This window comes from Streptomyces sp. NPDC107562, assembly GCF_055657325.1.
This window is the reverse complement of record NZ_JBVKBE010000024.1, coordinates 24,198-41,792: the sequence shown is the minus strand read 5'-3', so window position 1 is coordinate 41,792 and position 17,595 is coordinate 24,198. Positions and strand designations below refer to the sequence as shown.

The 17,595-nt window shown below is 72.0% G+C and carries 18 protein-coding genes and 1 pseudogene; 9 read left to right on the top strand and 10 right to left on the bottom strand.

Translation table 11 applies throughout. The features are described from left to right. Positions 1 to 23: 23 nt before the first annotated feature. The 7 genes and pseudogenes from ACZ7LV_RS37665 to ACZ7LV_RS37635 form a co-directional block, all read right to left on the bottom strand. Positions 24 to 221: a hypothetical protein gene (locus tag ACZ7LV_RS37665; protein ID WP_401671143.1), complete on the bottom strand. Its 198-nt coding sequence runs from the start codon at positions 219 to 221 to the stop codon at positions 24 to 26. 116 nt (positions 222 to 337) lie between these two features. Continuing rightward, positions 338 to 859: a hypothetical protein gene (locus ACZ7LV_RS37660; protein ID WP_471945867.1), complete on the bottom strand. Its 522-nt coding sequence runs from the start codon at positions 857 to 859 to the stop codon at positions 338 to 340. Next, entirely contained in the window at positions 859 to 2,490 is a 1,632-nt protein-coding gene (locus ACZ7LV_RS37655; protein WP_471945866.1) for an MFS transporter, read from the bottom strand. Before ACZ7LV_RS37655 ends, ACZ7LV_RS37660 begins: the two co-directional genes overlap by 1 nt. Positions 2,491 to 2,575: 85 nt before the next feature. Next, on the bottom strand, positions 2,576 to 5,182 hold the full coding sequence (locus tag ACZ7LV_RS37650; protein WP_471945897.1) for a winged helix-turn-helix domain-containing protein: 2,607 nt from the start codon (positions 5,180 to 5,182) through the stop codon (positions 2,576 to 2,578). Between the two features lie 173 nt (positions 5,183 to 5,355). Next, positions 5,356 to 6,195, bottom strand: a pseudogene (locus ACZ7LV_RS37645) (aldo/keto reductase). A 31-nt stretch (positions 6,196 to 6,226) separates the two neighbouring features. After that, a complete protein-coding gene (locus ACZ7LV_RS37640) occupies positions 6,227 to 6,685 on the bottom strand; it encodes a hypothetical protein (RefSeq protein ID WP_471945865.1) in 459 nt (152 codons plus the stop codon). 274 nt (positions 6,686 to 6,959) lie between these two features. After that, entirely contained in the window at positions 6,960 to 7,523 is a 564-nt protein-coding gene (locus tag ACZ7LV_RS37635) for a PadR family transcriptional regulator (RefSeq protein ID WP_471945864.1), read from the bottom strand. Positions 7,524 to 7,671: 148 nt separating this feature from the next. On the opposite strand from ACZ7LV_RS37635, the gene ACZ7LV_RS37630 reads away from it, so the two are divergent. Continuing rightward, a complete protein-coding gene (locus tag ACZ7LV_RS37630; protein ID WP_401671162.1) occupies positions 7,672 to 8,064 on the top strand; it encodes a nuclear transport factor 2 family protein in 393 nt (130 codons plus the stop codon). Positions 8,065 to 8,089: 25 nt separating this feature from the next. Here ACZ7LV_RS37630 and ACZ7LV_RS37625 read toward each other — a convergent pair whose 3' ends face one another. Further along, positions 8,090 to 8,398 carry a zinc-ribbon domain-containing protein gene (locus ACZ7LV_RS37625; protein WP_471945863.1) on the bottom strand — a complete coding sequence of 103 codons (309 nt, stop codon included), beginning with the start codon at positions 8,396 to 8,398 and terminating at the stop codon, positions 8,090 to 8,092. Positions 8,399 to 8,533: 135 nt separating this feature from the next. On the opposite strand from ACZ7LV_RS37625, the gene ACZ7LV_RS37620 reads away from it, so the two are divergent. The 3 genes from ACZ7LV_RS37620 to ACZ7LV_RS37610 all read left to right on the top strand — a co-directional run bounded on the left by ACZ7LV_RS37620 (position 8,534) and on the right by ACZ7LV_RS37610 (position 10,161). Next, a complete protein-coding gene (locus tag ACZ7LV_RS37620) occupies positions 8,534 to 8,776 on the top strand; it encodes a DUF6411 family protein (RefSeq protein ID WP_401672328.1) in 243 nt (80 codons plus the stop codon). Between the two features lie 128 nt (positions 8,777 to 8,904). Continuing rightward, entirely contained in the window at positions 8,905 to 9,369 is a 465-nt protein-coding gene (locus ACZ7LV_RS37615) for an SRPBCC family protein (protein WP_471945862.1), read from the top strand. 204 nt (positions 9,370 to 9,573) lie between these two features. Further along, positions 9,574 to 10,161 (top strand): AMIN-like domain-containing (lipo)protein, encoded by a 588-nt coding sequence (locus tag ACZ7LV_RS37610; RefSeq protein WP_471945861.1) that lies wholly within the window; start codon positions 9,574 to 9,576, stop codon positions 10,159 to 10,161. Positions 10,162 to 10,188: 27 nt separating this feature from the next. Here ACZ7LV_RS37610 and ACZ7LV_RS37605 read toward each other — a convergent pair whose 3' ends face one another. After that, complete coding sequence (locus ACZ7LV_RS37605; protein WP_471945860.1) at positions 10,189 to 10,662, bottom strand: SRPBCC domain-containing protein; 474 nt, start codon at positions 10,660 to 10,662, stop codon at positions 10,189 to 10,191. Positions 10,663 to 10,936: 274 nt separating this feature from the next. On the opposite strand from ACZ7LV_RS37605, the gene ACZ7LV_RS37600 reads away from it, so the two are divergent. The 5 genes from ACZ7LV_RS37600 to ACZ7LV_RS37580 all read left to right on the top strand — a co-directional run bounded on the left by ACZ7LV_RS37600 (position 10,937) and on the right by ACZ7LV_RS37580 (position 14,733). Next, positions 10,937 to 11,431, top strand: a complete 495-nt coding sequence (locus tag ACZ7LV_RS37600) for a DUF2617 family protein (RefSeq protein ID WP_471945859.1) — start codon at positions 10,937 to 10,939, stop codon at positions 11,429 to 11,431. After that, the gene (locus tag ACZ7LV_RS37595; RefSeq protein ID WP_471945858.1) at positions 11,428 to 11,841 is read left to right on the top strand and encodes a DUF4247 domain-containing protein; all 414 of its coding nucleotides are present in this window, start codon (positions 11,428 to 11,430) and stop codon (positions 11,839 to 11,841) included. Before ACZ7LV_RS37600 ends, ACZ7LV_RS37595 begins: the two co-directional genes overlap by 4 nt. 84 nt (positions 11,842 to 11,925) lie before the next feature. Continuing rightward, the gene (locus ACZ7LV_RS37590; RefSeq protein ID WP_471945857.1) at positions 11,926 to 12,363 is read left to right on the top strand and encodes a DUF350 domain-containing protein; all 438 of its coding nucleotides are present in this window, start codon (positions 11,926 to 11,928) and stop codon (positions 12,361 to 12,363) included. Positions 12,364 to 12,373: 10 nt separating this feature from the next. After that, complete coding sequence (locus tag ACZ7LV_RS37585; RefSeq protein WP_471945856.1) at positions 12,374 to 13,969, top strand: polyamine aminopropyltransferase; 1,596 nt, start codon at positions 12,374 to 12,376, stop codon at positions 13,967 to 13,969. 32 nt (positions 13,970 to 14,001) lie between these two features. Then, positions 14,002 to 14,733 (top strand): hypothetical protein, encoded by a 732-nt coding sequence (locus tag ACZ7LV_RS37580; RefSeq protein ID WP_471945855.1) that lies wholly within the window; start codon positions 14,002 to 14,004, stop codon positions 14,731 to 14,733. On the opposite strand, the gene ACZ7LV_RS37575 is transcribed toward ACZ7LV_RS37580, so the two are convergent. Next, complete coding sequence (locus tag ACZ7LV_RS37575) at positions 14,671 to 17,400, bottom strand: glycosyl hydrolase family 95 catalytic domain-containing protein (RefSeq protein ID WP_471945854.1); 2,730 nt, start codon at positions 17,398 to 17,400, stop codon at positions 14,671 to 14,673. The two genes, ACZ7LV_RS37580 and ACZ7LV_RS37575, sit on opposite strands and share 63 nt — an antisense overlap. Positions 17,401 to 17,595 lie beyond the last annotated feature (195 nt).

Here is a 17,595-nt window from a genome sequence, read left to right as displayed (position 1 = left end):
CTGATCGCGTCTGAGGGCCGTCGTCACTCCGCCAGCCGGCGCATCTCCACCACGGTCAGGCCCAGCGCCTGGAAGCGGGCCAGCAGCCCGTACAGGTGCGACTCGTCCACGACCGGACCGTAGAAGACCGTCTGACCGGCCATCACCACGTGTTCCAGCTCGGGGAACGAGGCGGTCAGCGTCTCCGACACCTGCCCGTCGACGCGGATCTCATAGCGCATGGGCTGCTCTCCCGCGGGCGACTTCGTCCGGGCCGATCTGCGGCCACCCTGCGATCGTGCGCCCGCGCGGCCCGCGCGGCCTCACCCCGTACAGGTGACCTGGCGCATTCCCGCCGTCAGTGCGTCACGGCGAGCTTGAAGCCGACGATCAGCATGCCGATCAAAAGGTTCACGACCGCGGCGCCGGCCACCATGCGCGGCCCGGCCCCGGTGCGACGGGCGGCGGCCACCGACCAGCCCACCTGCCCGGCCACGGCGACGCCGAGCGCCAGCCAGGCGGCTCCGCGCACGTCCAGACCCAGCAGCGGGCTGAGCACCACCGCCGCCGCGGGCGGTACGGCGGCCTTGAGGATCGGCCACTCGTCACGGCACACGTGCCCGAGCACCCGGCGGTTCAGCGGGTGCTGCGCCAGCCGGGCCCCGAACAGCTGGGCGTACACGTGCGCGATCCAGAACACCGCGCCCGTCAGCAGGAGCAGCAGCGCCAGCTCCACCAGCGGGAACGAACCGAGGGTGCCGGCCCCCACCACCACCGAGGCGGCGAGCATCGATCCGTAGACGCCGCCCGTGTAGTCGGCGTGCGCCCGCCGCTCGGCGGCCCGCGTGGCCCGGGCAGGGGTGCGGCGCGGCGTCTCCATCAGGGCCTCCGTTCCGGATCCGTCCCCCCGGCCGTCGGCGCCGTCCCCGACCGGCGCCGGGCCGTCCCGGCGTCCGGCAGATGCCGCGTGACCAGGAAGCTGGCCAGAGTGATGCCGCCGACCGCGAGGACGGCCACCCGCAGACCGCCGAGCTGCGCCTGCGCGTAGGAACTGGTGAGTGCCTCGACCTCGGTCGGGGGAAGCCCGGCCCGTTCGGCGGCCGAGCGCACCTCGTCGGCGGGGACGAAGCTGACCCCGGCCTCCAGGGCGATGCCGGTCTCCTGCCGGGCCTGGTCCGACAGAAGGGGGTCGTCCTCGACCTGGGTCGTGAAGGCGTGGGCCAGCGCACCCACGAGGAGGGAGCCGATGAGGGCCGTGCCGAACGCGGAACCCAGGTTCTGCGCGGTGAACTGCAGCCCTCCGACCTCGCTGCGTTCCTCCTCCCCCGCGCCCGACTGCACGGCGTTGCCGAGCTGCGAGGCGAGCAGGCCCATGCCGACGCCCAGGACGGCCATGGCCCAGAAGAACTGGGCGTCGTCGATGACCGGGTCGATGGTGGCCAGCAGCCAGACGACGGCCACCAGCAGCGTCACGAGCGCCAGCCGTACCACCCTGCGCGCGGCCAGCCTGCGGCCTAGCCGGGCGGCCCCGAGCGAGGTCACGAGCATGGTGACCGAGACCGGCAGCAGGCGCAGCCCGGTCTCGAAGGCGTCGAAGCCCTGTACCACCTGCAAGTACAGCGGGATGGCGAAGAACAGGCCGAGCAGGATGAGGTTCTGGCTCAGCAGGACCATCAGGGCCGACCGCAGCGGTGGCCGCCCGAGCAGGGACAGGTGGACCAGGGGGTCGTCGCCGTGGGCGACCCGGTGCCGCTCCCAGGCGGCGAAGAGGGCGAGCACGACCGCTCCGGCCGCGATGACGAAGAACGTGGGCGCGAAGCCCAGCAGGGTGAACGGGGGATTGCGTGGCTCGACCCATCCCCAGGTGCCGCTCTGCAGCACGCCGAGCACGCACAGCCCGAGGCCGGCCGCCGAGAGCGTGGCACCGAGGAGGTCCATCCGGGGGCGCGGGCCGGCCGGGGCGCTCTCGGCGATCAGCCGGTGGAAGCAGAGCACGGCCACGACGACGACCACCTCGCCGGCGAAGACCAGGCGCCAGGTGAGGTACGTCGTCACCCAACCGCCGAGCAGCGGGCCCACGGCGATCCCGGCACCCGCCAGGCCGCCGATGACGCCGTAGGCCACCGGGCGGTCGCGTCCCCGGTAGGACTCGGCCACCAGCGCGGCCATGGACGGCAGCACCATGGCCGCACCGAGCCCCTCGATCACGGACCAGCCGAGCGCCAGCACCCCCAGGGTGGGTGACAGGGCGGTCACGGCCGATCCGATGCCGTAGACGACCATCCCGAGGAGGAAGACCCGTCGGCGGCCGAGGATGTCGCCGAGCCTGCCCCCGACGACCATGAAGGCGGCCATGACCAGGGCGTACAGCGTGATGACGGCCTGGATGGCGGTGACCTCGGTGTCGAAGTCCTCGACCAGTCGGCTGATGGACACGTTCATGACGGACGTGTCCAGCACCATCAGGAACTGTGCGGTGCCGAGGACGATCAGAGGACCCCAGTGCTTCACGGGTCCATCGCAGCAATCGGCGCCCCGGGCCGCCTCACCCGCTGTGGGCGAGGCGGGCCGGTGGCGGGGGGAGCCGTGCGGGGGTTCACAGGAGCCGCAGTGCGCGGGCGCGGCGCACCGCTTCGCCGCGCCGGTTGACACCGAGCTTGCGGTAGGCGCTCTTGAGGTGCGTCTTCACCGTGTTCACGGACACCTGGAGGTCCGTGGCGATCTCCTCCGTCGACATCATCCGGGCCAGCCGTCGCAGCACGTCGCGTTCGCGTGCGCTCAGTTCCTCGACGACGAGCGCCGTGGGCTCCTCGGCCGTGGGCCGGGTGGCGGGGCCGCCGCTGCCGGGGGCGTCGGTGAGCCAGCCGTAGGTCAGTTCCCGCAAGGGGTCGGCGCGCAGCAGCGGGCGGATCCAGGGGCCGGCCTCCGCGAACGGTCTGCGCAGCCGCTCGCGCCGGGCGTCGAGCAGTGCCCGGGCGACTAGGCGCCGCGCGGTCGCGAGGTCCCCCGCCTGGTGCGCGGCCTGGGCCCGCAGCAGGGTGGCGCGCACGGTCACCGCCGGACCCGGACGGCCGTCGGCGGGCAGGTGGTCGATCAGGTCCCGGGCCTCGTCGAGGCGCCCGGCGGCCAGGCAGGCGCGTGCCGTCGCCACCGCGGACACCGCCCCGTGGCCCGGGCCGTCTCGCAGGTCCTTCAGGGCCGAGTCCGGACTGTTCTGCGCCAGGTGGGCCGCCGAGACGATCAGAGCGACCTGCTCCTGCGCCCAGGGCGAGGGGACGGCGGCCGTGACGGCGCGGCCCGCCGTCTCCAGCGCGGCCCGCGCGTCGCCCTGCGCCAGGAGAAGGCGCCCTTCGGCGATGATCCGTCCCGCCGCGGTCACCGGGTCCCGCGACCCCGGAGGTTCGGCCACCTCCTTGAGCAGCGCCCGGGCCGGGGCCAGTTCGTCACGGTCGACGGCGACGGCCGCCAGGACCAGTCGGCCGATGCCGGAACCGGCCCCCTGCGGCAGGCCGTGCCGTTCCGCCTCGGCCGCCGCCGCCCGCGCCCTGCGCTCCGCCAGGCCCGGTCGGCCGGTCAGGTGGTCGATCAGTGCGAGGTGGCCCAGCGACTCCAGCCGGGGCAACGCCGTCGACGCCCCGCCCGGACACTCGGCGGCGACGCCCAGGGCGGCACGGGCGGCGTCGAACCGGCCGGCCCACAGCCGCGCGCAGCCCAGGTGCGTCAGCAGCAGCGCGGTGAACTCCGGGTGGGCGTCGAGGAGATCCGCGGGTACGTCCGCCCTGGCGTCCTCCGCCGCACGTGCCGCCTCCTCCGCCTCGTCGGGCGATCCCTGCAACCGCGCGGCCAGCGCTTCCAGCAGGGCACGGCTGAGCCGGAGCGCGGCGGATCCGGGGTCCGGGGCGAGGTCCGCTCGGGCTCTGCCGAGGGCGGCGAGCGCGTGCGGGAGGTCGTGCCGGGCCAGCGCGAGGGCCGCGCGGACGAGGTCGGCGGCCGGGCCCGCTGTGGTGGGGGGCATGCGCTCGAACAGGACGCGGAGGTCCTGGGCGCGCAGGCCGGTGAAGAGCTGCCCGATCGCCAGGTCGTCGACGAGGGCCCGCGCCGTGAACTCCCAGTCGTCCGCCGCCGCGCCCTGGGCCAGCGCTTCGGGCAGGGCCCCCGAGCCGCGGAGCCAGCGCGCGGCCCGGCGACGGAGTTCCGGCTCCAGCCCGGGCGACCGCTCGCGCAGATGAGCCCTGAGGATCTCCGCGAACAACGGGTGCAGGCAGTACCAGGAGTGGCCCAGTTGCTGGAGGAACGCGTTCTCGCGGTGCAGCGCCGCCAGGTGGGCCTCCGCGTCGGTCCGCAGCGTCAACGCGTTCAGCAGATCGGGGCAGAACCGGTCCAGGACCGCGGCGCGCAGCAGCAGGTCCTGTCTCTCGGCGCCCTGCTGGTCCAGCACCTCGGCCAGCAGGAAGTCGGCCACGGTGCTGCGGCCGGCCTCGAACTCCTTGAGGTAGGTCTGCGGGTCCGGACTCTGTCCGGCGGCCAGCGCGCACAGCCGCAGCCCCGCCGCCCAGCCCTGGGTGCGCCGCACCAGCGCCCGCACGGTGCTCGGGGGCAGGGAGAGCCCGTGCAGCGTCAGCAGCTGCGCGGCCTCCTCGGGGGTGAAGGCGAGGTCCGCGTTCCGGATCTCCGTCATCCGACCCGAGGCGCGGTACCGGTGCAGCGGCAGCAGCGGCTCGGCGCGGGTGACGAGAACGAGCCGGAGCCCGTGGTCCGCGTGGTCGAGGACGAAGCGCAGCTGCTGCGCGACGTCAGGCGTGGTCACACGGTCGTACTCGTCGAGGACGAGCACCACGGGGCGGTCCCGGGCGGCGAGCCCGGCGGCCAGGCGGGCCAGCAGCCCGCCCTCGACGCGTCCGGCCGCCGCGGGGCTGCCGATCTCGGACGTCACCGGCATGCCGGCGCCGTGCAGTGCCTCCAGCACGTAGGCCCAGAAGACACCCGGAGCCCGGTCGGCGGCGTCGCAGGTCAGCCAGGCGACGGGGTGCCGCAGGCCGGCGGCCCAGTCGGCGACCAGGAGGGACTTGCCGCCGCCGGCCGCCCCGTTGACCATGGTCAGCGGCACGGAGAGAGCCTGGTCGAGGCTCCGGGTCAGGCGCTCCCGGCGCAAGAACGTGGCGGGCCTCGCGGGCGGGGTCAGCCGGGTGCGCAGATACGGCATCCCCGCGGGATCGACGCGCGCGGGCGTCGACTCCTCGTCGTTGTCTTTCCTCACCGTCACGGCGCTCACCACCGTCGTTCGCCAGGTGGTCGGGGCAGCGCTGGCCCCCTCATGATCCCAGCGTTCGCGCGCACCCGCATGCCCGGCCGGTCCGCTCGCCGCGCCCGCCCGGGTCAGGCCGGTGCGCTCAGGCCGTCCAGGCGGGCGTACTGATCGAAGGACAGTTCGAGGCCGGCCGCGGCGACGTTGTCCTCCAGGTGGTCGACGCGTGCGGTGCCGGGGATGGGGCAGATCACCGGCGAGTGGGCGAGCAGCCAGGCGAGCGCCACCTGGGTCGGTGTGGCGCCCAGTTCGTCCGCCACAGCGGCGATCTCCGTGTGCGCGCCCGACGTGCCGTGCGCCACGGGGCGCCAGGGCAGGAACGCGATGTCCGCCGCCTCTCAGGCCCGCAGCACCGGCTCGTGCGCGCGGTCGAGCAGGCTGTACCGGTTCTGCACGCTGACGACGTCGACGACGGCGCGCGCCCGGTCGAGCTGGTCGACGGTGATCTCGGACAGGCCGATCCGGCCGACCTTGCCCTCGGTCTGCAGCTCCCCCAGCGTGCCGAGTTGTTCGGCGAGCGGGGTGTCCGGGTCGACGCGGTGGAGCTGGAGCAGTTCCAGCCGCTCGACGCGCAGTCGATGCAGGGCCTCGTCCACCTGGTCGCGCAAGACGGCCGGGCGGCCGTCGAGGCGCCACTCCCCGCCGGCGCCGGTGCGAGCGACGCCGACCTTGGTGGTGACGAGCAGGTCGTCCGGGTAGGGGTGCAGTGCCTCGGCGAGGAGTTCCTCGTTGGCGCCGCCGCCGTAGAGGTGGGCCGTGTCGACCAGGGTGACACCCAGTTCGACCGCACGGCGGGCCACGGCGAGGCCGGTCCGGCGCTCGGCGGCGGGCTCCGTCGGCAGGTGCATCGCCCCGAAACCCAGTCGCCTCACGGTCAGTTGCCCGCCGATGCGGAACACGTTCGGCACCATGCGCCCCTCCCCCCTCGTCCGGGTCGGAACACTACCGACCGCCCAGCACCTGAGGGGCGTTGTCCTTGAGGTGGGCGTTCGCCCAGCGCAGTTGGCGCAGGGTGTCGGGGTGACACTGCCGCACCAGGTCCAGCAGCCGTTCGTCGGCGCTCGCCTGGGCCGCCTGGGCGACCAGTTCCCAGTCGAGGCTGACCTCCGACGCCCGGACGTGGACCTCGCGCAGGTCACGCAGCAGGAGCAGGCCCGCGTCCGGTTCGCCCTCCTGGGCGTGCCGGCCGTGCGCGGGTTCCTGGTCCTGGACGAGGTCGACGCCGTAGCGTCCGCCGACGGCGGCCAGTTCGCGCAGATGACGACGGGACCAGGCGGCCAGGTCGAGGGCGAGATGGTGGACGTCGTGGGCGGACCGGTGGTGCTCCGCCGTACGCAGCAGGGTGCGCACCAGTTCCACCTCGGCGTCGTGCAGTTCGTGTAGTGCCAGGCCGATCCTCATCAGCGGTCTTCCGTCCCTTCCCGTCCAACGTCCTCGCCGGCCACCGCCGCCGTGCCGCCGTGTGCGGGCAAGGAGCGGCGAGCCCGGGGTCGTTCGGCCCGCCCGCCCCTGATTTCCCCCGCCCGTAAGGCGTCGCCGGGCGCGTCCCGGTGGGAGTGCGGCACCGGGGTCGAGCGCGGGCCCGCCCGACGTCCTCGGCCGGGCGCGGGTCGGCCCTCGACACCATGTGCCGGGGCCGGGTTCCCCACGCGGCGGTGCCGAACCACCTCCCGGCTCAGCGGGCCGCCGCGCGCCCCTCCAGCCGCCGCAGCGCCAGCTCGCACCAGCGCAGGTTCTCCCGCTCGAAGGACATGCCCCGCAGCAGCGTGAGATACGGCCCGATCCGCGTCGCGTGCGCGAAGTACTCGTCCTCCGTGCGCCCGTCCAGCAGCCGCTCCTTGGTGCGTTCGTAGCGGGCGAGCTTGGCGGCGGACCACTCACGGCGCCCGGTGATCGCCGCGCGCACGGCCTCCGGGTCGCCGACGTCCGCGCACTGCACCTTGACGAGCAGTTCGTCCCGGATCGCGGTCGGCCGGGCGGGGGGCTCGGCGACGTAGTCCCTGACGGCGGCGAGCCCGGCCTCGGTCAGGGAGAAGAGCCTCTTGTTGGGGCGCCGCTCCTGCTCGACCACCCGGGCGGCGACGAGGCCCTCGGCCTCCATGCGTTCCAGCTCCCGGTAGAGCTGCTGGGGCGTGGCCATCCAGAAGTTGGCGACGGACGCGTCGAAACCCTTGGCGAGGTCGTACCCGGAGGCCTCGCCCTCCAGAAGCGCGGCCATCACCGCGTTGCGCAATGCCATCGCGCCAAGCTAGCACCGCGTTGACCAGTCAACGAGTTGACTATGGGCTGAGCCCTGGACAAGCGCGGCGCGGCGCCCGTAGCCTCGCAGCCACCTATTCAATTCGTTGACTATCTCGTCGACTACCCGAGTGCCCGAGGTGAGCCGGATGCATCCCTTCCGTCAGGCGGTCGAACGCAAGGACATGGACGCCGTGGAGGCCCTGTTGGCCGACGACGTCGTCTTCACCAGCCCGGTGGTCTTCAAGCCGTATACCGGCAAGGCCGTCACCGCCGCGATCCTGCGCAACGTCGCCGAGGTCTTCCAGGACTTCACCTACGAGCGGGAGATCGGCGCTCCCGGCGCCCGCGACCACGCCCTCGTCTTCACCGCGACGGTCGACGGGAAGCAGCTCCAGGGCTGCGACTTCCTGCGGGTGGACGAGTCCGGGAAGATCGAGGAGCTCATGGTCATGGTCCGCCCGCTGTCGGCCGCCAACGCCCTGGCCGCGGCGATGGGCGCCCGCTTCGACGCCATCGCACGCGAGGCGGCCGGAACCTGACACGGCGTCCGGGTCCGGCGCGGCTTCAGGACTGGTAAGGCTGCTGCTGCGGCTGTCCGTTCGGCCGGCCGCCCTGACCGCCCTGCCCTTGCTGACCGCTCGCGGCCTGCGCCGGCAACTGCTCCGCCTGCTCCTTGGTCACCGGCTGTTCCGCCCCGCAGAAGGTGCACTGCGTCGCGTACTTGGTCGAGAACGGGAACAGCGGGACGAAGAACAGGGTGAACTTCGTGACCCGCTTCCTGAGGGTGTGCGCGGCGGGGTTGCCGCACCGACCGCACAGCAGGGTCAGTATCGCGAGCTGGTACAGGTATCCCTTGGTACCGAAGATGATCATTCGGTCGTTCCTTCCCGGGGCGGCGACGGCGGGCGGCGAGCGGCACGGACTGTTCACCGTACACACAGGGTGCGTGTTCAGGACGGTTCGGGGAACGCGATCGTGGACCGCACAACCGTGACCTGGGAGATCCTCATGATGATCGCCGGCATCGTCGTCGCCTGCGTGGTGCTCGCCGTCCTCGCATTCCTGCTCCCCCGCCTGTCCAGGCATCCCCAGAACGGCGCTCAGCGCACCCTCGGCTTCGGGTCGCGCGCCGGTTCGAAGGCGCCGGGCGTGCTGGGGCGGCTGTTCAGCAAGCCGTTCCAGTCCAGCTCCCGGGCGCTCGGCCGCAGTGGATCGGCGGGCCGCCGGGCACGCGGCCGTATGCCGTTCTGACGTCCGGCCCGCGCCGCGATGTCCGGGAGGGTGCTGTTAACCCGCCCTGATCGGGTACTCGCCGCACGTGCCGAGATCCGCACGGCAGGCCCGCGGCCTGCCGCACACGATCGCCAAGGAGGTCGGACATGAGCACCGTCAAGGAAGCAGTCGAGGTCGAGGTCCCCCTGCACACCGCCTACAACCAGTGGACGCAGTTCGAGGAGTTCCCCCAGTTCATGGAGGGCGTCGAGGAGATCAGGCAGCTCGACGACACCCACAACCACTGGATCACCAAGATCGGCGGCGTACGCAGGGAGTTCGACACCGAGATCGTCGACCAGCTCGCCGACGAGCGGATCACCTGGCGCACGACGTCGGGTGACACCCACCAGAAGGGCACCGTCCGTTTCCAGCGCCTGGACGACTCGCACACGCGCGTCGAACTGGTCATGGACGTCGAGCCCACGGGTGTCGCGGAGAAGACCGCGGACATGGCCGGTGTCATCGACCGGCGTGTGAAGGGCGACATGCGGCGTTTCAAGGAGTACATCGAGCACCGCGGCGGCGAGAGCGGAGGCTGGCGCGGGCGCGTCACGCCCGGCCCCTCCTGACCCCTGCCGACCAAGCCCCCGAGGTGGCCCGCCGTACGACGCGCGCGGGCCGTCTCGGGGGCCTTCGCATGCCCGCGGACGCGGCCCGACGCCGACGGGTGACACTGCGTGATCGCCGGGTGCAACCTTCCCGGGGTCCCGGGTGTCATAGGAGATATCGGCAACATGCAGACGTTGGGGGATGCAATGGCGCGAAAAGGGACTGTGAACAGGACGACGAAGGGGACGGTGTGGGTGACGCTCGCGCTGGTGGGCGCGACGTCCGCGGTGGCGGTCACCCCGGCACAGGCCGCCCCGGCGGCCCGCGCGGCGACGACGGCGTGCCCGACCGGCTGGGGCAGCACGGTCGAGTCCCGTACCGCGGGAACGACCGAGTCGGTCACGAACGTCAGGACCGGCCGTCAGGCGTGCTACGACCGGATGGTCGTCGACGTCCCCGGCGCCGGCACCAGCGGGCTCGGCTACTGGGTGGGCTACGTCGACCGGCTGCACCAGGACGGTTCGGGCACCGTCATACCGGTGGGCGGCGGCGCGATCCTCGAGGTGCGGGTCACCGCACCCGCGTACGACCCCGAGACCGGCGCCCCGACGTACCCGGCCCGCGCGGGCCGCCCGCTGCCGGGCGTGGACCTCACCGGCTACCGCACCTTCCGGGACGCCCGGTTCGGCGGCAGCTTCGAGGGCGACACCCAGATCGGCCTCGGACTGCGGGCGCGGCTGCCCTTCCGGGTGCTCGTGCTGAGCGACCGCGTCGTGGTGGACGTGGCGCACAACTGGACAGGCGCACGCTGAGACCGGCGGCCCGCCACGGCGGGCCCGTCAGTCCGGGCGAAGCCCGCCCGACTCCACGAGCGCGGCGAGCTTCGCCAGCGCCATCCGCGTGCCGGTCTCGTTGTCCGCGGCCGGCACGGCGTCGGGGATGCCCTCGTGCACGACGAGGACCTCGGTGCCGCCGTCGGCGTCGGTGAGCGTGGTGGTCAGCGTCATGACACCGCGCAGGGCCGGATCGGCCGTCTCGAACTCCAGGACCTCCACCACCTGTTCGTCCGGCACGAGCCGGGCGAAGTGACCGTGGTAGGTGTCCGTGTGCGCCTCCGTCTTGCCGGTCCCGTCCGGCATCTCGTACGTGAGCGACACCCGGAACCGGCCGCCCTCCCGGGCCTCGAACTCGTGCACCCGGCCGCGCATCCCGTCCGGCACCCGCCACCGGGCGACGGCCCGCCCGTCCACGAGCGCCCGGTACACCTGCGCGCGCGAGGCGTCGACCCGACCCGAGACCCTCGTCGCGTACATGGCCTCAACATACGGGGCAGGACACCTCGCCGCAGTGCGGCTCGGGGTCGGATGCCCCTCCCCGGCCCCCCGTGACACCTTCGGCGACCCGTACGAAACCCATGTCCGTGCCGTCTGCCACCACGCCCTGCGGCGGACCCGTCACCTCGCGGCCTGTTCCGCGTGTGTCATACTCGGCGGCATTCTGCATGGTCCAAGTCGGGGGATCTTCGGTGAGTTTGCGGTGTGCGCGCTCGGTCGCGGGCGCGTGGTGCGAGTGCCAGGACCGTGCCGGATGAGCGGCATAGCCCTGGCCGCGCCGTATCTCGACACCGACGCCGACCAGTTGTCGTTCGCCCTCGGCCATCCCCCCTGCCCCGCGCTCGCGGTGCGGGATCTGACGGTGGGGGGACTCGACGTACAGCTCAGGCTCCTCGGGGCCTCGCACCAGGTCTTCGCGGGGCCGGTCCGGGAGACCGTGGCCTGTCTGCCCGGCGTCGAGGGGGGCCTGCCGGAGGCGGCGGATCACGAGGCGGACGGCTGGAACTACCGCTTCGGCGCCCGCGTACTGCGCCTTCCCGAGCGCGAGTTCGGCGCGCGGGTGGCCGACATCCGCGGCCGGGCGGAGGCACACCCGCACGCGCTGTGCGGGATCTTCCCCGGCTCCCCGGAGGCGGTCACCGCGCTGACCGTCGAATGGCGCGGCACCGGACCGACCTGGCGTACCTGGCACACGTATCCGCAGAGCCGCACGATCGTGGCGACGCACACCCGGCTGGAGGTCCGTTGAAGACCGCGCGACGCCTCGGCGTCCTGATCCTCGCCACCGCGGCGCTCGCCGCCTGTTCCGACGACGGATCCGGCGGCGGATCCGGCGGCAACGCCGTTCCGTCGAGCTGGATACGCAAGGAGTACCGGGCGGGCGGCGGGGGTTACCTCGACCGGACCGACCCGGCGACCACCGTGGCGAGCGAGATAGACAAGCACACCTCGGCCCAGGACCGCACCACCAGCGGCTCCATGGTCTTCCTGCGCTACCGGGACGACATCGTCGCGGTCAGCCCCTACCGGGGCGGCAGCCGGATCGAGATGGACGACTACCGCAGCGGCTACCACCGCTGGCGGACACACCTGGGCTCGGTGTGGCCGAATCCCGACAGCGACTCGTTCCGCGGCGGAGGCCCCGGCTCCGGCAAGTAGGGCCGCACCGGCCGCCGTCACGCGCGCACGCACGCACCACAAGCCACCGCACCACACCCCTCCGAAGTCCCCGAAAGGCACCCCGTGGCAGAGATCTTCGAGTCCGCAGGCACTGCCCTGCTCTACGGTCTGGTCGGTTTCGTGGTGATGGCGATCGGGTTCATCGCCCTCGACCTCGTCACCCCCGGCAAGCTGGTCCATGTGGTGTGGACCGAGCGCAACCGGGGAGCGGCCGTCCTCCTCGCCGGCCAGACGGTCGCGATCGGTCTCGTCATCGACCAGTCCATCCGGGCCAGCGAGTCCGAACAGGGCCTCGGCCACGGCCTGTTCAGCACCCTGCTGTACGGCCTGGCCGGTGTCGTCGTGATGACCCTGATCGCGTGCGTGGTCGGACTGCTGACACCGGGCCGCCTCGGCCACACCCTCCTGGACGACCAGGACGGGCGCCCGCATCCCGCCGCCTGGGTCCAGACGGCCATGTACATCGGTACGGCCTTCATGGTCGGCGCAGCGGTCTCCTGAATCCGGCACCGTGAGTACCACCCTGGATCGCGCCGATCCGGCCGTCGCACCTCCGCCCGCGGGACACTCGCGGGCGGCGCGTTTCCTGCTCCTGCTCGCGGTGTTCGTCTGTGCCGCCTGCGGTCTGGTCTACGAACTGGCGCTGACCGCGCTGGGCAGCTACCTCATCGGCAACTCCGTGACGCAGACCTCCGTGGTCATCTCCGTCATGGTCTTCGCCATGGGGATCGGCTCCCTGGCCGCCAAGCCGATGCAGCGGCGCGCGGTCGGCGCCTTCGCGCTGCTGGAGGGCGCGCTGGCACTCGTCGGCGGCCTGTCCGTGCTGATCCTCTACGTCACGTTCGCCTGGCTGCGCATCTACATGCCGGCCATGGTCGCCGTGTCGTTCGTCGTCGGACTGCTCATCGGGGCGGAGATCCCGCTGCTGATGACGCTGCTCCAGCGGATCAGACGGCAGGAGGCGGGCAGCGCGGTCGCCGACATGTTCGCCGCGGACTACGTGGGGGCGCTCGTCGGCGGGCTGTGCTTCCCGCTGCTGCTCCTGCCCACCTTCGGGCAGCTCCGGGGGGCCCTGGTGGTGGGCGCGGTCAATGCCGTGGCCGGGGTCGTGGTCGTGCTGTGGATCTTCCGACGGGAGACCAGACGCGCCGTGCGCCTGTCGCTCCTGGCCGGGGCGGCGGCCGTGCTCGCCGTGCTCGGCACGGTCTACGTACTGGCCGACGACATCGAGGTGACGGCACGCCAGCAGCTGTACCGGGACCCGATCATCCACGCCGAGACGACTCCGTACCAGGACATCGTCATCACCCGGTCCACCGCGTTCACCGGCCGTGCGGACACCCGGCTGTTCCTCAACGGGGACCTCCAGTTCTCGTCCGTGGACGAGTACCGCTATCACGAGGCGCTCGTGCATCCGGCGCTGTCGGGCGAGCGCTCCTCGGTGCTGATCCTGGGCGGCGGCGACGGCCTCGCCCTGCGCGAGGTGCTGCGCTACGAGGACGTCGAGGAGGTCACGCTGGTCGACCTCGACCCGGCGATGACGCGGCTCGCCCGTACCTTCGGGCCGCTGTCCGAGCTCAACGGGGACGCGTTCGGCGACCCCCGGGTCCACGTCGTCCACGCCGACGCCTTCAACTGGCTGCGGGACGCGGGCCGGCGCCACGACGCGGTGATCATCGACTTCCCGGACCCGGACACCGCCGCGCTGGCCAAGCTCTACAGCGTCGAGTTCTACCACCTGCTCCGGCACACGCTGAAGCCCGACAGCCGGGTGGTGGTGCAGGGCGGCTCCCCGTTCTTCGCCCCCAAGTCGTACTGGTCCATCGCGGCCACCGTCGAGAAGGCCGGGTACCGCACCACCGAGTACCAGGTCGACGTCCCCAGTTTCGGCAACTGGGGGTTCGTCCTCGCCACCCCCGGCACCGCGGGGCCGGCGCCCGCGCTGGAGCTGGCCGAGGACACCCCTCGGCTGCGGTTCCTGGACGACGCCGTGCTGGCGGCCGCCTCCGTCTTCCCGGTCGACCGCCGCCCCCAGGACGTCCGGGCGAGCACCCTGATGGATCCCGCGGTGCTCGAGTACTCGCGGCACGAGTGGCAGAACTACTGACCGCGGGTACTCGGCATGCCTGGAGGTGAGGCATGGACGACGGCGCTCGCACTCCGGTCCGCCCGAGGGCGGTGCCAGCACGACGGGTCCGACTGCGCTTCGACGGCTGGATCGCGGGCCTCGGGACCTCGTCCGGCACCCGGATCGTCCTCGGCCACTGGCCCGGTTCCCCCTTCGGGTCGTTCAGCGACGTCATGATCGAACGGCCGGACGGGCACCGGATCCTGCTGGCGCCCTCCCCGGACGTCGCGCGGTTCGTCGCCGCGACCTACGTCTTCGACGACGTCCAGGTGGCCCCGGTCCGGGTGCGCGTCACCGGGGCCGAGTGGAGCGTGGCCGCGGCGGCGCTGACTCTGCGTTTCGGCACCGGCCGCCGCGGCCCCCTCGGGCACCTGCTCGGCGCGGTGCCCGCGGCCCTCGCCGCCCGTCCGGCCTGGGCCGCGGTCATGGCGCCGCCTGCCCGGCTGCTGGGCCTGCGTACCCGCGGCAGCGCCCGCGACGGCCGGCGCGAGTGGTACGGCGCGCGGGACCTGCACAGGATCACCGACGCCGCCGCCACCTACGAGGGCGAGGACCTCGGCCGGCTCGCCCGGGTGGAACCCCCCGTGCGTTTCGGTTTCGGCTCGACCCCCCGCAGGCCCTGCGTCGTACGTGTCACCACGACGGTGGCGCTGCCCACCGGCGCCCGGGACACCGCGGACCTACGGTGTGATGCGCAGGGCGTCCACCATCCCCACCGAGGTGCTGCGGTTGACGATGCGTAGGGTGTGCGTTCCCCGCGTCAGCCCGCCGCGTTGCCAGACCGTCTGCTGCACCTGGCGCGGGCCGGAGACCCGCAGGTCCACCGTCGCCTGGAGTACGCCGTCGAGGTACACGTCGACGGGTCCCATGTCGCCGTTGCGTTCCGAGAGATAGGCGACCCCCGTCCCGGTGAAGGTGTAACTGGCCGCGGCGTTCGGCGTGGTGCTGTGGTGGGTGTCGTCGTTGTAGTCGCCGTAACCCCGCCCGTTCGTCAGGTGCCAGTTCGCGTCATAGGTCAACTGGGTGTTGTTGACCATGGGGTTGGGCGTCCGTGCCATGCCCAGGGTGGAGCTGGTGCCGCTCAGTGCCTTCTCGCCCTGGTTGGCGGAGCCCGTGAGCCTGACCTGGCTGTAGGAGGACAGCGGCTTGGCCGTGCGCTCCACCACGTAGACGCTTCCAGCGGTCGTGGGCAGGTCGAACTCCGCGGCGCTCGTCGTCAGCACGGTCGTGCCGCGGGTGACGTCCCGGACCCGGAGTTCCTGGCTCCCCCACGGGTTCACGACCCGTGTGCTCTTGCCGTACAGGCTCTTGAGGCCGATGTACTTCACCTCGCCGGCCTCGCGCTCCGAACTGACGGTGAAGCCGCCCTTGGCCAGCAAGGTGAACCGTCCGACGAACGACGCGTCGCTCGGCGCGGCGGGGAAGACCCGGATCTTGTCGTTGTAGGACTGCAGCAGCGACTCGTTCAGGGCGGCGAGGTGGACGCCGAGGTATTCGAAGACGCCGTTGGTGTTGTCGGTCATCCCGTTGGGATAGCTCTGGTACTTCCGCAGCATCGTCTTCATGCCCTGGTACGCCTGGTCGCCCAGACCCAGCCGGGCGGCCTGCACGGCGTCGTTGGCCCAGACGTTGCCGTAGGGGAAGGGGCGTGCGTTGAAGGTGTTGACGGCCTTCTGCTGGTCCGGGTAGCCGATGCCGGTGCGGTCGTAGGGCCAGATGATCTCGGACGCCACGTTCTCCCCGTTGCGGGTCTGGGCGAGCGGTGGGGTGTGCGGCAGGTAGACGTCCGCGGTGGAGGGATAGGCGATCAGGTTGTCCACGATCCGCTGCCACTGCGGCCGCAGACCGGCGTCCAGGCCGAGGGACTGGGACGCGCTGATCGTGAGGGGGAAGAGGGTGCGTATCGCCGCGAGGTCGGTGATCGCGTTCGGCACGTTCCAGTACGTCTCGTGCGCGTGCGAGCTCGCCACGAAGTACTTGCCGGACGCCGAGTCGTAGGACAGCTTCGCGGCGTAGAACTTCACCACGTCCCGCATGAAGGGGTACGCGGTGTTCCGCAGATAGGCGGAGTCGTCGGTGTACGCGTACTGGAGGTACATGTTGTACGCGGCCTCGGTGCCCGTCGACCAGATGTTGTCGGTGAAGTCGCTGTTGACGGTGCCCCGGGCGTTGCCGTCCCAGCCCATGGTCTCCGGCACCCACAGCCCGTCGACGTTGTAACGGGTCCGCGTATAGGCCTTCAGAGCCGTCGAGTTACGGCTGTAGAGGCGGTTGAAGCCGGCAAGCAGGTCGACGTGGTTGGAGGCCAGGAACGAGTTGTAGACGTCACGTTGGTTCCAGAACCAGTAGGCGTTGCTCCACTTCGTCTCGTCCCGTGTGGCCCGGAAGACGCCGTTGATGAAGTGGAACGGATTGGTCCCGTAGCCCCCGGCGGCGATCATGTACGTGCTCAGGTAGTAGATGTTCTCCAGGTAGTCCGCGTCCCCGGACAGTCCGGAGTACTGCACGAACGACTTGCCCCAGAAGTCGTGCCACCAGGACTTGAAGGCGTTGAGCTGCGTGCTGTAGCCACGGCTCTTGGCCGAGGCCAGGGCACGCTTCGCCTCGGCCACCGAGTCGTGGGAGGGCGCGTTGAGCCGGCTGCTCGCGGTGAACCAGATGGTGTAGCTGGAGGACGGGGTGATCGACAGCCGGACCGTGCGGCCGTCGACGACCCGCGCGGTGTACGGCGTTCCCTCCACCGTGGCCGCCAGGGTGTAGCCGAAGTTCTGCGGGTCGGACTGCCCGCGGCTCAGTCCGGCGCCGGTGGCGTCCGCGTACGTCGAGACCGTCTTCCAGGTGTTGAGGTCCGGCACGTCACCGCTGTTGCCGAGTTGGCCGGTGTCCCACAGGCTCAGATCGAGGTTGACGGCCAGGACCCCGGGGCGGGTGTCCTCGACGTGCACGCCCATGACCTCGGAGTTCGGTACGCCCATCACCGTCACCGTGCGATTGGCGTCGTACTTTGTGGTCAGGGTGCCGTCGTGGAGCGACAGGCGCTGCTGGAAGGTGCTGTAGCCGCTCTCCAGGGCCGGGGTCGTGGACAGGTTGAGCAGTCCCGCGCCGAATGCAGTCTGCTGTGAGGTGTCGACGCCGGAGACCTGCATCGACAGCCCGTTGCTCTGCCAGGCCATGGCGCCCGTACGGCCGTTGCCCACGGTCAGCCCGTGCAGGGGGTTCGTGGTGGGCCGGTTGTAGACGAGGTCGTGCTTGGACAGGTACGCGGCACGGTCCACGTTCAGAGTGCCGGTGGCGGAGTCGAACGCGGCGTCCGTCGGCGCCGCCGCGGCGGGCGCCGACAAGCCGACCGCCGTCACGGCGATGATGGAGACGGCCGCGAGCGCGGCCCGCACCAGTCTGAGCGGTCCCATCGAATGTCCTCCCTGCGGGTCCTGGTGGTACCGACCGGTTCCGGAATGCTGGGCTGGAGTGCACCGCGTGACGTGGAGCGCGATTGATCCGATGATTGCCCCTCAGGCACGGCGTGCGGATCTGCTCGACGACGTCATGAACGCGTCACGGGCAGTGAACATCGGATGTATGCGACGGTCAACCCTCGACGCAGA